Source organism: Sulfitobacter sp. G5_S2_6_S6, assembly GCF_054968505.1.
The window spans coordinates 347533-359720 of record NZ_JBQKUI010000001.1 but is presented as its reverse complement, the minus strand read 5'-3'; the positions used below and the strand labels follow the sequence as shown (position 1 = coordinate 359720).

Genomic DNA, 12188 nt, shown 5'->3' with positions numbered 1-12188 from the left:
CATGGCTGACACGCTGCCGGACCTGTGGATCCTCGTGACGCTGGCCGCGGCGGTCTTTCAGACCGGACGGTTCATGCTGCAAAAATACCTCGCGACCGCGACCCTGTCGGCGGCGGGGGCGACGTTCTCGCGGTTTCTGTATTCCGCGCCTTTCATCCTACTGGGGCTCGTGGCCTATCTGGCGCTCAGCGCGACCCCCCTGCCGCCGCTTGGGCCGGGGTTCTGGGCGCATGGGTTGGTCGGAGGCACGGCGCAGATCCTTGCGACGGTCTGTGTGGTGCTACTGTTCAAACAGCGCAACTTTGCCGTGGGCATCACCTTCAAGAAGACCGAAGTCATCCTGACGGTGCTGGTAGGTTGGATCATTCTGGGCGAGGGCGTCAGCGCCACTGGCTTCGCCGCGATTGCCCTTGGCGTGGTAGGGTTGTTGCTGCTGTCCGGCGGGGCAGAGGCCAAGGGGTTTCACCTGCGCGACCTGCGCAATCGCGCGGCGGGGCTGGGGATCGCGTCAGGCGCGCTTTTCGCGGTGTCAGCCGTGTCCTACCGCGGGGCGTCTTTGGCGGTGCAGACCGATCTGCCGGTGCTGCGCGCAGGCGTGACCCTTGCGGCGGTTGTGACGATGCAATCGCTGATCATGGCGGTGTATCTGCGGCTGCGCGAACCGGGGCAGATTCGCGATGTCTGGCGCGTGCGCCGGGTCGCGCTCTGGATCGGGCTGACCTCGATGGGCGGATCGCTGTGCTGGTTCATCGCCTTCACCTTGCAGAACGCGGCCTATGTCAAAGCCCTTGGTCAGGTAGAGCTGATCCTGAGCGTCGCCGCCTCCACCCTGTTCTTCCGCGAGAAAATCAGCCCCCGTGAGGCGGCAGGTATGGCGGTGCTGATCGCGTCGATCCTGATGCTGGTGATGGTCGCCTAGCTTGGCATCGGGCGCCCGCGCAAACGCAGGAACAGGCTTTCTTCGTCGTTATTCTTGAAAAACGGGACCGAGGCGGGCGGGTCAAGCTGCCGCGCGCGGGCCTCGACTTCGGCCAGCACCACCTCGGTGATGAAGGGCATGTCGAATTTGCGCGCGTCCGACAGGGCCACCCATTGCAGATGCGAAAGCTCGTCACAGGCGTCGTCGAAATTGTCGAGATCGGTGGCGATATCCTCGGCATCGACCAGAAAGAAACGCGCATCAAAGCGGCGCGGACGTCCAGGAGGCGTCAGCGCGCGGAAAACAAATTGCAGCGGGGCCGCGTGGGGCAGATAGCCGCGCTGTGCAAAGGTCAGCCAATCGGCAGGGGGCGTGCCCTCCCATGCGCCTTTCTGGCCAAGGATCAGGCCGGTCTCTTCCCAAAGCTCGCGGATCGCGGCCACCACCAAGGCATGTGCAAGGCTGCCATCGGCGTCTTCGGCCAGACGGTTCTGGCAGGTTTCATCCACCATGCTGGCCAGCGGCACCTGCGCATCGCCCAGATCGACCGCGCCGCCCGGAAAGACGAATTTATTGGGCATGAAGGCCGCTGTCGCGCCACGTTGCCCCATCAGGATCCGCGGCGCGGTATGCCGGTCGCGGATCACGATCACCGTGGCTGCGTTGCGGATTTTACTTTTATCGATGGTCATCGCCTTGCCCCATATCCTGTTTTTCTAGCGGGGCTTTTGGGGTGTCGGTCAGCTGGTGCTGCCGAACCCGCCCATGCGCTTTGCCCATTGGAAGCCGATCATGGCTCCTTTCAGTCTGGGCAGAAGGTAGAGGGACAATCCGACGCAGCCAACCGAAAAGATTGTAAACAACGTCAGCGGCTCGGGGCGCCAGACCACAAAGGCGATGTGCAGCCCCGGGGCCAGCAGGTGCCCGACAAGTAGGATCGTCAGATAGGCCGGACCATCATCGGCGCGGTGGTGGAACAGTTCTTGGCCGCAGACGGTGCAGGTATCATTGACCTTCAGATAGCTTTTCAGCATCGGACCGGCCCCGCAGTTGGGGCATTTACGCCGCCAGCCGCGCAGCAGGGACTTCTTCATGCTGCGTTCATCTGTGTCTGCTTGAGGCATATCTACGGTCTGGTCAGTCATCTGGGCTTCCTTGTTCCCATCCTACATGCGGCCAAAACACCGCGAAATAAAGGGATCTCGGGGCAGTTGCGTCGCCATGTCGCAAAGCCCGCGCAGGGGTGCCCAAAACTTTTTCACATTTTTTGCGACGGAATGACGGGCGGCTGTCGTTTGAACCGGTATCGCCACGCTGAAAACGGCGGGCGTTAGATAGATCACCAAAGGAAGAAACAGATGACAAAACGAGCAAATCTTCAGATCGCACTCTTGAGCGGGTTGATCGCATTGGGCGGCACGACACTGGTCGCGCAGAATGCGGATAAGGCAGAGGGCGGCAAGCAAAGCCACTTTGTCCAGTTGGACACCGATATGAACGGTGAAGTCACTGCCGAAGAAATGAAAGCCCACGCCGCGGCACGTTTCGCTACTGCTGACGCGGATGGCGACGGCTTCCTGACACAGGATGAACTGGCCGCCGCAGCCAAGGCACGCCACGCCGAGCGCAGCCAGCGCATGCTGGAGAAGCTGGACACCGACGGCAACGGGTCGCTTTCCGCGACCGAGCTTGAAGCCATGGGCAAAGGCAAAGGCGACCGGATGGCCAAGCGCCATGACAAGATGATGAAACGCATGGATGCCAATGAAGACGGCAAGCTGTCGATGGAAGAAATGGCCGCCGAGCAGATGATCGAGAAGCTAGACACCGACAAGAACGGATCGCTGAGCGCGGAAGAGTTCGCCAAAGCCCGTATGGGTGGCAAGCATCACGGCAAACGCGGTGGTCATGACGGCAAGGACGGGCACGGCAAACCCGGCAAACACATGAAGCACGACAAGTCCGATGACGGCGACGCGGCTGCAACGGAATAAGGCAAGCATGCGGGCGCGCTTGAACGGCGCGCCCGCAAAGGCTACCTCCGGTTTGATGGATATGCACGATACGACGGATGCCGACGGGGTGGATGACCCCGAACGCGCCTTGCTGCACCGCTATGTGCAGGGGGATGCGGCGGCGGCACGGCTGTTGACGCTCCAGTTGACACCGCGCATCTTTGGTCACGCCTTCCGCATTCTGGGCAATGCGGCCGAGGCTGAAGACGTGACGCAAGACGCGCTGATGCGCCTGTGGAAGATCGCTCCGGACTGGCGCGATGGCGAAGCGAAGGTGACCACCTGGCTGTACCGTGTGACAGCCAACCTGTGCACCGACCGCCTGCGCAAACGCGGCCGGGGTGTCCCGCTTGAGGACATCGCGGAACCCGCCGATCCGGCGGAGAGCGCCGAGGCACGGCTGCAGCGCACGGCGCGCGAGGATGCCTTGCAAGCGGCGCTGGACAGATTGCCCGAGCGGCAGCGGCAGGCGGTGGTGCTGCGCCACATAGACGGGATGGCGAACCCCGAGATCGCGACCATTCTGGATGTCGGGGTCGAAGCGGTTGAAAGCCTGACCGCACGGGGCAAAAGGGCTTTGGCGAAACTTTTGGGCGCACGACGTGACGCCTTGGGATACGATGATGACAAAACGTGAAACAGATACGCTAGAGGCGCATTTCGAACAGGCGCGGGCGACCCCGCCGCAGATGCCTGCCGGTATGATGGACCGGTTGATCGCCGATGCGCTGGCGGCACAGCCCGCCCCTGCGATAGGGGGCTGGCGTGGGTTCTGGCGCGCCATCGGCGGCGCACCTGCCTTGGGCGGGCTGATCACGGCAACGGCTGTCGGGTTCTGGATCGGGGTCGCCCCGCCAAGCGGCTTGCCGGATGTCGCGACGCAGATCATCACCGGCGGCGACGATTACATCGTCGCCGATGCGACATCGCTGGACACCTATACGTCAGATCTGACGGCGTTCGGCTGGGACTTGGACGAGGGATAGAAAATGGCAGGCTTTGCATTCAAAAGCACGAAGACACTGCGGTGGGCCTTGGGGCTGTCGCTGGGGGTGAATCTTCTGGTGCTGGGGCTGATTGCGGGGGCGGTCTATCGCTTTGACGGGCCGCATGGTGGCGCGATGCGGCACATGCGCGACTATGGCACGCCCTACGTCATGGCGCTGCCCGAAGAACGCCGCCGCGCCGTCTTTGCCGATGCGCGCAAGGGGCGCGAGGATAAATCCGTCAGCCGTGCCGCACGCCGCGCATTGTATCAAGAGGCGCTGACCGCCATCCGCGCGGAGCCCTTCGACCCCGCAGAGGCCCGCCGTGTGCTAGACCTGCAACGCGACGCCACGCTGACCGTTCAGCAGACCGTTCAAAACGCGTGGCTGGCCGAGTTGGCCCAGATGTCGGCACCCGAGCGTGCAGCTTATGCCGACCGAGTCGAGGAAATGCTCAAGCGCGGCAAAAAGGGCAAACGCGACGGCGCAAAGCCTCCGAAAGCCGGTCAATAGGCTGGCAACTGGCACAAGCGGTCAGGGCCTGCCGTGCGGGATTGCGCGGCGCGGGCTTGCCAAATGCGCGCCCGGCGCGGTAGGCAAAGCGACCTTAACGAAAGTCGCGCCCCATGCTCCCTGAATTCAACGATCCAAACGAAGTTCTTGCCACCACGCGTGCCTCCTCTGGGCGGCGGGCCATTGGGCTGACGGCGCTTGGGATATTGGGGCTGTTCCTGATCTACGTCGCGTTCACCTCGTCGCCCGGTCTGGGCTGGCAGGTGTTCTTGCTGGCAATGGGGGGGCTGGCGCTTTGGATGGCTGACAAGATGCGCCGCGCAACCGCGGGCGCGATCGAGCTGACCGCCACCGAATTACGCGACAGCGACGGTACGGTGATTGCACGGGTCGAAGACATCATCGGGCTGGATCGCGGCGTTTTTGCGTTCAAGCCGTCTAACGGTTTTCTACTGCGCACCAAGCCGGGTACAGGCGGTGACCGCATCTGGCGCCCGGGCCTGTGGTGGCGGATTGGCCGGCGCATCGGTGTCGGCGGTATGACCCCCGGCAGTCAGACCAAGTTCATGTCCGAGATCATCTCTGCCATGATGGCAGAACGATCCTAAGCAAAAGGCCCGCAGGCAGATCGCCGCGGGCCATTTCTTTTTGTCGCGATCGTCGGCTTTTACGCCCCGTCCGAGTACAGCACCCAAGGGGCGTAGCGCGGGCGGGTAAAGACGAAGTTCTTCACCTCTTGCACCGGCAGCCCGATGTTGAAGGGCGGGGCAAATGACGTCCATGTCTCGGTGACGGTAATATATTCACCATCCTCCAGTTCCGGGATTTTATCCGTCCAGCCGGTCACATCTGCTTGGGTCGCGTCGCTCAGGCTGCCGCGGGCGCGGGACCAGTGCAGCAGGAAGCGTTTGTTCTTCTGATCGTATTTCGCCGAGGTGATGCGCACTGTCGTTTCACCCGAGTAACGGGTCATATAGTCCAGCAGATCCTGAATGCCGTCCATATATTCGGTGTCCATCGGCAGCGTCTCGCGCGAGATCATATCGCCGATGGTATAGGCCGCTTTCTGGTTGGTGTAATATTCCTGATAGGTCTGGAAGAAGGTAAACATCGCCAGATAAACCCAGAAGACCATGGGCATCATGATTACCGCTTCGATCGAGGCGCTGCCGTCCTGATCACGCAGAAAGCGCGCCAGTACACGGCGTTTGAGATAAGTGATAACCATTAGCTTGGCTCCTGCACAAAGGAGGATACGGCGTACATGCTGCCCTGACCCGCGCCATCAGTTTCGAACTTGAAGCCCATAGCGCTGCCCGGCAGCATCGGATCGAACTTGACGCAGGCCCGCAGCAGCATCAGCTGGTGCTGCGCCCCAAGGGTAAAACCGCGTTCCTGTTTGACGGGCAGGGATTTGTCCACGCAGTCGGGCGAGGCGTTCATCGCGGCGAAGTTGCGCGGGTTCACCAGCACCATCTCAAGGCGCAGGGTATCCTTGCAGTCGCCGATATAGCCCACGTTGTCACAGATCATCGTTTTGATCATGTCGTGGGTGATCGTCGTGCGTGTGTTCAGCCGGATATACCGTACTGCCGTTTCCAGCCCGCGGTTCAGGTGGAACTGCCGCAGGGAATAAAGGCTGACCTCGACCGACGCGAGGAACATGCCGAAGATGACCGGAAAGAGGATCACGAACTCGATCAGGACAACTGCGCCATCCTCACCCCGGCGGAACCGGCGCAGCGCTTGTGAAATGCGGGCGATCATTGGGTCAATCTCAACTGGTTGATCTGGCGGGCGATGGCGCGGAAGGCTTCGGAAAGCTCGACACCTTCGACGCGGAAGAAGTGGCTGGGCGAGGAGGCGCAATCCTGCATCGCGGGCACGTCCTCGTCATCGACCTCGAACCCGATGGACCAGATCACGATCCGCTTGGCTTTGGCGGCGTCGCAGATATTCGACAGCAACGTGTTGCCCAGCGATTTGTTGTACTTCTGATAATAGAAGTAGCCCCAGTAGCGCGAGTTTACCTCGCGGCGTAGATACCACCAAAGGTTGTATCTATTCCAGTGAACATACTCGCTATCTTCGTTGTAGTACGTATTACTGATGCGGAACGAGTTATCATTCGCGCCATCCGTCATAAGGATAACAGTCTTAAGCGTTTCTGAATCGGTATAGCTCGCGGGGCGGTTATAGAATTCACGGTCGACATGACCGGCATTCACCAGCGAGTTGTTGATGTCCCGGAACGCCGGATCAAGCATCGCCGCGGCCCATTTCATGCCAAGGAAGATCGACGTACCAGCGCGCGGTACAAGATCATCGATCTGGTTCTTCAACGTGCGTTTGTTTTGTGAAAACGGGGTAATACGCTCGTAATCGTAGCGCGGGCAAACCGTATCGTCACGGTAGTTGTTGCGGCCGTCGTAGTTCCACTGGAAGTGCTGCATCTGGTTATACCGTGTGCTGCTATTCATCGCGATTGAATCGAAGTCACCATTGTCGAAATCAATGCAGTGGGAATAGTCGTGCTTTCTGTTCACGTTCATACGGTCCATGATCAACGGGCCCGCGTTCACTTGTTCCGAGTAGGGGACCAGGGAGACTGAAATCAGGTCTTCGTTCTCGTCCTTCAGCACAGTGTCCAGAAAGATATCGGCGGCATTCTGTACTTCGCCCAGACGGTTATTGGTGGCCATCGAACCCGAGATATCGAGCACGAGCGAAATTTCGACCTTTGCAACGCGTTCTTCCGCCTGACTATGGGCGGGCACTTCGAGCGTGGGGAAACCAAAGCGGCCAATAAACTGGGTGTCCATGTCCTTGCTTGCGTCGACCGTCACGGTGCGAAAGTTCAGACCGTCATCCACCACGACATTCGACAGAAACTCGGTCATGCCCGATTTGGCAAAGTAGTCTTCCACCACCGTTTTGGGGTCACGCATCTGATCCAGATCGGCAGCGGCCAGAACGGCACGGTCCGACACAGCTTGCAGACGCGAGCGTTCCATCTCGTGGCGCATGAAATCTAGCTGGATGCCACCCACGGCGATCATCATCATGATCATGAAAAGCGCGAGGATCGTCACCAACCCGTCGTCTTCACGTGCGAACCGCGTCAGCCGCTTGCTCAGGGGGAGGGTTACCCATTTACTCACTGTATCGTTCACCGGCATTTCCATGTCCTTATTCGTGCGACCCATGCGACAGACGCATTTCGGGCGGATCGGCGTTGCCAGCAGATATGCGGGGTGAAGTTGGCCGAAATAGGGCGAAATACGTTTAAAAAAGTGTATACTCAGACCGTTTTTGGGGCAGATCCCGCCGGAGCAGCCGGACTGTCCCCTGTCAGGAAACTTCGCGCAGGACTTGTCTTGTGTGCCGTGACTACTCGCTTTGCGTGATAAGTTTTCAAACTGATTAAAATTTGTGCGAAAACTTCGAAATATGGTGATTTACAGCTTTGCTTGACGCAGGTGCCATGTTCAAAAGGCGAGGCGATGAACCGGCCCGCATCAGGGTCGCAGAGCCAATTTAGGAGCGTAGAATGAACCCCGGAACCGAACCGAGCTTTCGCGATAGCGTCGACATCATGTTTAACCGGGCGGTGGCCCTGATGGACCTGTCGCCGGGTCTGGAAGAGAAGATTCGCGTGTGCAACGCGACCTACACGGTGCGTTTCGGCGTGCGCCTGCGCGGCGGTATCCAGACCTTCACCGGCTATCGCTCGGTCCATTCCGAACACATGGAGCCGGTCAAGGGCGGCATCCGTTACAGCCCCGGCGTAAACCAGAACGAGGTAGAGGCGCTGGCGGCGTTGATGACCTATAAATGCGCGCTGGTCGAAGCGCCGTTCGGGGGCTCCAAAGGCGGGCTGTGCATTGATCCGCGCGACTATGACGAACACGAGCTGGAACTGATCACCCGCCGTTTCGCGTACGAGCTGATCAAGCGCGACATGATCAACCCCGCGCAAAACGTTCCCGCCCCCGACATGGGCACGGGCGAGCGCGAGATGGCCTGGATCGCGGATCAGTACAAGCGCATGAACACCACGGACATCAACGGGGTTGCCTGTGTGACGGGCAAGCCGATCAACGCGGGCGGCATCCATGGCCGCACCGAGGCGACAGGCCGCGGCGTGCAATATGCGCTGCACGCTTTCTTCCGCGACACCAAGGGGATGGAAAAGGCCGGTCTGGGCGGTGAGCTGGACGGTAAACGCGTCGTGGTGCAGGGCTTGGGCAATGTGGGCTACCACGCCGCCAAGTTCCTGAGCGAAGAGGATGGCTGCAAGATCACCGCGATCATTGAACGCGACGGCGCTTTGTTCGATGACCGTGGTCTTGATGTAGAAGAGGTGCACCGCTGGATTTCCATGCATGGCACGATCAAGGGCTATCCAGATGCGCCCCTTGAAGAAGACGGTGCCAAGCTGCTGGAAGCGGACTGTGACATCCTGATCCCTGCGGCGCTGGAAGGGGTGATTAACCTGACCAACGCGCATAACATCAAGGCCCCGCTGATCGTCGAAGCCGCCAACGGCCCCGTAACCGCCGGTGCCGATGATATCCTGCGTGCAAAGGGCGTCGTGATCATCCCTGACATGTATGCCAACGCCGGCGGTGTGACGGTGTCATATTTCGAATGGGTCAAGAACCTGAGCCACATCCGTTTTGGCCGTATGCAGCGCCGCAACGAGGAAAGCCGCCACCAGCTGTTGGTAGACGAGCTGGAACGTCTGAGCGCCGATAGTGGCGTCGGCTGGCAGCTAAGTCCGAACTTCAAGGATAAATACCTGCGGGGTGCCGGGGAGCTTGAGCTCGTCCGCTCCGGTCTTTACGACACGATGAGCGACGCCTACCGGTCTATGGCGGAAGTCTGGCACAGCCGCGACGATGTCGAAGACCTGCGCACCGCCGCCTATCTGGTCAGCATCGGCAAGGTCGCCGCTAGCTACCGCGCAAAGGGGCTGTAACCTCGCGCGGGCCCTATGCTGCGCCCCTGAAAAGTTCCCCGAAAGCCGCTGTGATAGCGGCTTTCGGCAAAGACGCGCCAAACCGCCAAGCGCGTACTGCGGAAAACCGCTCTGTCACTTGTATTCCAACGGGGGCTGGCTAGGTTCCTGCGCCATGAGCACCCGCTCTCGTGTCCGCTGCAGCCTTTAACTTTAAACGGCGCAGGCAGTGGAAGGGCGGCGGGCTTGCAAAGAAACATTTAGGAGATGTGACGATGAAATTTGGTAAACTCATGATTGCCGCAGCACTGGCGACGTCCAGCGCGCCTCTCTTCGCCGCCACCAGCGCCGAAACTGATTGCCAGTATCAGGCAGATGTCGTGCAGGCCGTCCGGCAAGCGCGGATCGACCGCGTGAAAGAGCGTGACGTGCCGGATCACATCGCCTCCAAGAACCCAGAATGGCCCGATCGCTATGACGCGGTTGTCCCGCTGGTCGCCCCTTGGGTCTATGAAATGAAAATGCGCGACGTGAAGGGCAACGACCTTTCTGCCGCCTGGAACGAAATGTGTTTGGGCCAGTAACGCCCGCGCGCGTCGTTTGATCGCGCCGGAGTACCTGTCGGGGCGGTAAGACGGGGGCCAGCCCCCATCGCCCTGACGGACGATCCCCCCGGAGTTTATCCGGCAAAATGAAGCCCGTTGCGCAGGCTTTGGGTGCTGGACTTTGGCCCTGCCGACCCAATATAAAACAGTATGAGCCTGCCCCCTGGATTTTTGGATGAACTGCGCAGCCGTGCCAGCCTGTCACAGGTGGTGGGGCGCAAAGTGATGTGGGATCCGCGCAAGTCCAATCAGGGCAAGGGCGATATGTGGGCTCCGTGCCCGTTCCACCAGGAAAAATCCGCCAGCTTCCATGTCGATGACCGCAAGGGATTCTATTATTGCTTCGGGTGCCACGCCAAGGGGGACGCGATCTCTTTCGTGCGCGAGACCGAGAATGTCAGCTTTATGGAAGCGGTAGAGATTCTGGCGCGTGAGGCTGGGATGCCCATGCCCAAACAAGACCCGCGCGCGCAGGAGAAGGCGGATAAGCGCACGCAACTGGCCGAGGTGATGGAACTGGCGGTGCAGTATTTCCGGCTGCAGCTGCGCACCGCTGCGGCAGGGGCCGCGCGCGACTATCTTGCCGGGCGCGGGCTGACGCCGCAGGCCTTGGAGCAATGGGAAATCGGGTTCGCGCCGGACCAGTGGCAAGGGCTTTGGGATCACCTCAAGGCCAAGAACGTCGAGGATGCGTTGATCCTTGGGGCGGGGCTGGCCAAGCCTTCGTCCAAGGGCGGGCGGCCTTATGATACTTTCCGGGGCCGGATCATGTATCCGATCCGGGATGCGCGGGGGCGGGCGATTGCCTTTGGCGGGCGGGCAATGGACCCGAATGACAACGCCAAATATCTGAACTCCCCAGAGACGGAGCTTTTTGACAAAGGCCGCAGCCTCTACAATGTGCGCGACGCGCGGACAGCCGCAGGGCAAGGCAAGCCGTTGATCGTGGCCGAAGGCTATATGGATGTGATTGCATTGGTGCAGGCCGGTTTCGGCGCGGCGGTGGCCCCCTTGGGTACGGCGATCACCGAGAGCCAGTTGCAGATGTTGTGGCGCATCTCGCCCGAGCCGATCATCACGCTGGACGGGGATGCGGCGGGTCAACGTGCGGCCATGCGCTTGATCGATCTGGCGCTACCGCTGCTTGAGGCGGGGCAATCCTTGCGTTTTGCCGTGATGCCTGACGGGCAGGATCCGGATGATCTGCTCCGCGCGCACGGGGCACCAGCGTTGCAAAAGTTACTGGATAACGCGATGCCGATGGTGCGTCTGCTCTGGCAGCGCGAGACCGACGGTCGCGTTTTCGACAGCCCCGAGCGTAAGGCAGGGTTGGACAAGGCGCTGCGCGAAAAGATCATGATGATCAAAGACCCGTCGATCCGCAGCCATTATGGCCAGGAAATCAAGGATCTGCGCTGGCAGCTCTTCCGTCCGCAAAAGGCCAAGAGAGATTTTAGCCCCGTCGCGCGCGCCTCCGGTGGTGGTAAATGGGCCCCCGCGCCGCAGGGGCCATCCCCTAGTGCGAAATCCTCTATTCTGGTGACCGCAGCCGGGCTGGGAGCGACGGAGCATCTGCGCGAGGCGGTGATCCTGATGGCCCTGCTGGGCTGTCCGCAGCTTGTAGAAGAGTTCGAGAATGGGCTGGCCGCGATGCGCTGTCAGGATCCTGATCACGGGCGTATCCGCGATTTGATGTTGCGCCATGTACATCACGATCCGGCGGTGTTGCGCGAAAAGATTTATGACGCGGTGGGGGAGTACACCCTTGAAAACATGCTGTCGCAGCGCCACGTAGCCATCACGCCCTGCATCCGAAGCCCTGGCAACCTGGAAAAGACGCGCATGACTGTCGCCGAAGAACTGGGCAAGCTGGAAGCCGTGCGCGGGCTGGACGAAGAGATTGCCGATGCGGTCGAAGATCTGACCGGCACCGCGGATGAAGGGCTGACATGGCGGTTGGGCGAAGCGGCACGCAACGCTGATCGCGCACAGCGCAGCGGGCAGGAAGATACCGCAGAATACGACATTGCCGAGAACGGTGCCCACATCAGCCGGGACGAACGCAGCGCTTTTGACGCATTGCTGGGGTCGATCCTGAAGGGTGATGCGAAAGACAAAAAATGAACCCGGCGTGGCTTTTTCGCCGGGATGTTTAACAAAATACAGGGTAACGGGTTTAAGAATCACCCA

The 12188-nt window shown here is 60.6% G+C and carries 14 protein-coding genes; 9 read left to right on the top strand and 5 right to left on the bottom strand.

Annotation, left to right across the window (positions count from 1 at the left end; all coding sequences use genetic code 11):
• Position 1 precedes the first annotated feature (1 nt).
• On the top strand, positions 2-919 hold the full coding sequence (locus ACTRWK_RS01650; RefSeq protein WP_289081227.1) for a DMT family transporter: 918 nt from the start codon (positions 2-4) through the stop codon (positions 917-919).
• Here the strand turns inward: ACTRWK_RS01650 and ACTRWK_RS01645 are convergent.
• Both ACTRWK_RS01645 and ACTRWK_RS01640 read right to left on the bottom strand, forming a co-directional pair.
• Positions 916-1611 carry an NUDIX hydrolase gene (locus ACTRWK_RS01645; RefSeq protein WP_009825059.1) on the bottom strand — a complete coding sequence of 232 codons (696 nt, stop codon included), beginning with the start codon at positions 1609-1611 and terminating at the stop codon, positions 916-918. The genes ACTRWK_RS01650 and ACTRWK_RS01645 overlap by 4 nt on opposite strands.
• 48 nt (positions 1612-1659) lie before the next feature.
• Positions 1660-2064: a DUF983 domain-containing protein gene (locus ACTRWK_RS01640; protein WP_286759968.1), complete on the bottom strand. Its 405-nt coding sequence runs from the start codon at positions 2062-2064 to the stop codon at positions 1660-1662.
• Between the two features lie 213 nt (positions 2065-2277).
• Between ACTRWK_RS01640 and ACTRWK_RS01635 the strand changes: the two genes are divergently transcribed.
• From ACTRWK_RS01635 to ACTRWK_RS01615, 5 genes are all read left to right on the top strand, one after another.
• Positions 2278-2913, top strand: coding sequence for an EF-hand domain-containing protein (locus ACTRWK_RS01635; protein ID WP_289081228.1), 636 nt, complete (start codon positions 2278-2280; stop codon positions 2911-2913).
• 55 nt (positions 2914-2968) lie between these two features.
• Positions 2969-3571 (top strand): RNA polymerase sigma factor, encoded by a 603-nt coding sequence (locus ACTRWK_RS01630; RefSeq protein WP_375071250.1) that lies wholly within the window; start codon positions 2969-2971, stop codon positions 3569-3571.
• On the top strand, positions 3558-3920 hold the full coding sequence (locus ACTRWK_RS01625) for a hypothetical protein (protein WP_235183798.1): 363 nt from the start codon (positions 3558-3560) through the stop codon (positions 3918-3920). Before ACTRWK_RS01630 ends, ACTRWK_RS01625 begins: the two co-directional genes overlap by 14 nt.
• Positions 3921-3923: 3 nt before the next feature.
• Positions 3924-4433, top strand: coding sequence for a periplasmic heavy metal sensor (locus tag ACTRWK_RS01620; protein ID WP_037944626.1), 510 nt, complete (start codon positions 3924-3926; stop codon positions 4431-4433).
• Between the two features lie 113 nt (positions 4434-4546).
• Positions 4547-5041, top strand: coding sequence for a hypothetical protein (locus tag ACTRWK_RS01615; protein ID WP_005849249.1), 495 nt, complete (start codon positions 4547-4549; stop codon positions 5039-5041).
• 59 nt (positions 5042-5100) lie between these two features.
• Here ACTRWK_RS01615 and ACTRWK_RS01610 read toward each other — a convergent pair whose 3' ends face one another.
• From ACTRWK_RS01610 to ACTRWK_RS01600, 3 genes are read right to left on the bottom strand one after another with little or no spacing between them, the layout of a single operon-like run.
• On the bottom strand, positions 5101-5661 hold the full coding sequence (locus ACTRWK_RS01610; RefSeq protein ID WP_462843764.1) for a TadE/TadG family type IV pilus assembly protein: 561 nt from the start codon (positions 5659-5661) through the stop codon (positions 5101-5103).
• The gene (locus tag ACTRWK_RS01605) at positions 5661-6200 is read right to left on the bottom strand and encodes a TadE/TadG family type IV pilus assembly protein (RefSeq protein ID WP_005849245.1); all 540 of its coding nucleotides are present in this window, start codon (positions 6198-6200) and stop codon (positions 5661-5663) included. The genes ACTRWK_RS01610 and ACTRWK_RS01605 overlap by 1 nt, the downstream gene beginning before the upstream one ends.
• Positions 6197-7639 (bottom strand): TadE/TadG family type IV pilus assembly protein, encoded by a 1443-nt coding sequence (locus tag ACTRWK_RS01600; protein WP_289084179.1) that lies wholly within the window; start codon positions 7637-7639, stop codon positions 6197-6199. Before ACTRWK_RS01600 ends, ACTRWK_RS01605 begins: the two co-directional genes overlap by 4 nt.
• Positions 7640-7983: 344 nt before the next feature.
• Between ACTRWK_RS01600 and ACTRWK_RS01595 the strand changes: the two genes are divergently transcribed.
• The 3 genes from ACTRWK_RS01595 to dnaG all read left to right on the top strand — a co-directional run bounded on the left by ACTRWK_RS01595 (position 7984) and on the right by dnaG (position 12122).
• A complete protein-coding gene (locus tag ACTRWK_RS01595; RefSeq protein ID WP_005849243.1) occupies positions 7984-9414 on the top strand; it encodes a Glu/Leu/Phe/Val family dehydrogenase in 1431 nt (476 codons plus the stop codon).
• Between the two features lie 254 nt (positions 9415-9668).
• The gene (locus tag ACTRWK_RS01590; protein WP_037944622.1) at positions 9669-9977 is read left to right on the top strand and encodes a hypothetical protein; all 309 of its coding nucleotides are present in this window, start codon (positions 9669-9671) and stop codon (positions 9975-9977) included.
• Positions 9978-10148: 171 nt separating this feature from the next.
• Positions 10149-12122 (top strand): DNA primase, encoded by a 1974-nt coding sequence (gene dnaG / locus ACTRWK_RS01585; protein WP_009825049.1) that lies wholly within the window; start codon positions 10149-10151, stop codon positions 12120-12122.
• Positions 12123-12188: the final 66 nt, after the last annotated feature.

Bases quoted from the DNA above. Each gene is read 5' to 3' on its own strand.
- ACTRWK_RS01650 (WP_289081227.1), top strand. From the start codon at position 2: ATGGCTGACACGCTGCCGGACCTGTGGATCCTCGTGACGCTGGCCGCG.
- ACTRWK_RS01645 (WP_009825059.1), bottom strand. From the start codon at position 1,611: ATGACCATCGATAAAAGTAAAATCCGCAACGCAGCCACGGTGATCGTG.
- ACTRWK_RS01640 (WP_286759968.1), bottom strand. From the start codon at position 2,064: ATGACTGACCAGACCGTAGATATGCCTCAAGCAGACACAGATGAACGC.
- ACTRWK_RS01635 (WP_289081228.1), top strand. From the start codon at position 2,278: ATGACAAAACGAGCAAATCTTCAGATCGCACTCTTGAGCGGGTTGATC.
- ACTRWK_RS01630 (WP_375071250.1), top strand. From the start codon at position 2,969: ATGGATATGCACGATACGACGGATGCCGACGGGGTGGATGACCCCGAA.
- ACTRWK_RS01625 (WP_235183798.1), top strand. From the start codon at position 3,558: ATGACAAAACGTGAAACAGATACGCTAGAGGCGCATTTCGAACAGGCG.
- ACTRWK_RS01620 (WP_037944626.1), top strand. From the start codon at position 3,924: ATGGCAGGCTTTGCATTCAAAAGCACGAAGACACTGCGGTGGGCCTTG.
- ACTRWK_RS01615 (WP_005849249.1), top strand. From the start codon at position 4,547: ATGCTCCCTGAATTCAACGATCCAAACGAAGTTCTTGCCACCACGCGT.
- ACTRWK_RS01610 (WP_462843764.1), bottom strand. From the start codon at position 5,661: ATGGTTATCACTTATCTCAAACGCCGTGTACTGGCGCGCTTTCTGCGT.
- ACTRWK_RS01605 (WP_005849245.1), bottom strand. From the start codon at position 6,200: ATGATCGCCCGCATTTCACAAGCGCTGCGCCGGTTCCGCCGGGGTGAG.
- ACTRWK_RS01600 (WP_289084179.1), bottom strand. From the start codon at position 7,639: ATGGGTCGCACGAATAAGGACATGGAAATGCCGGTGAACGATACAGTG.
- ACTRWK_RS01595 (WP_005849243.1), top strand. From the start codon at position 7,984: ATGAACCCCGGAACCGAACCGAGCTTTCGCGATAGCGTCGACATCATG.
- ACTRWK_RS01590 (WP_037944622.1), top strand. From the start codon at position 9,669: ATGAAATTTGGTAAACTCATGATTGCCGCAGCACTGGCGACGTCCAGC.
- dnaG (WP_009825049.1), top strand. From the start codon at position 10,149: ATGAGCCTGCCCCCTGGATTTTTGGATGAACTGCGCAGCCGTGCCAGC.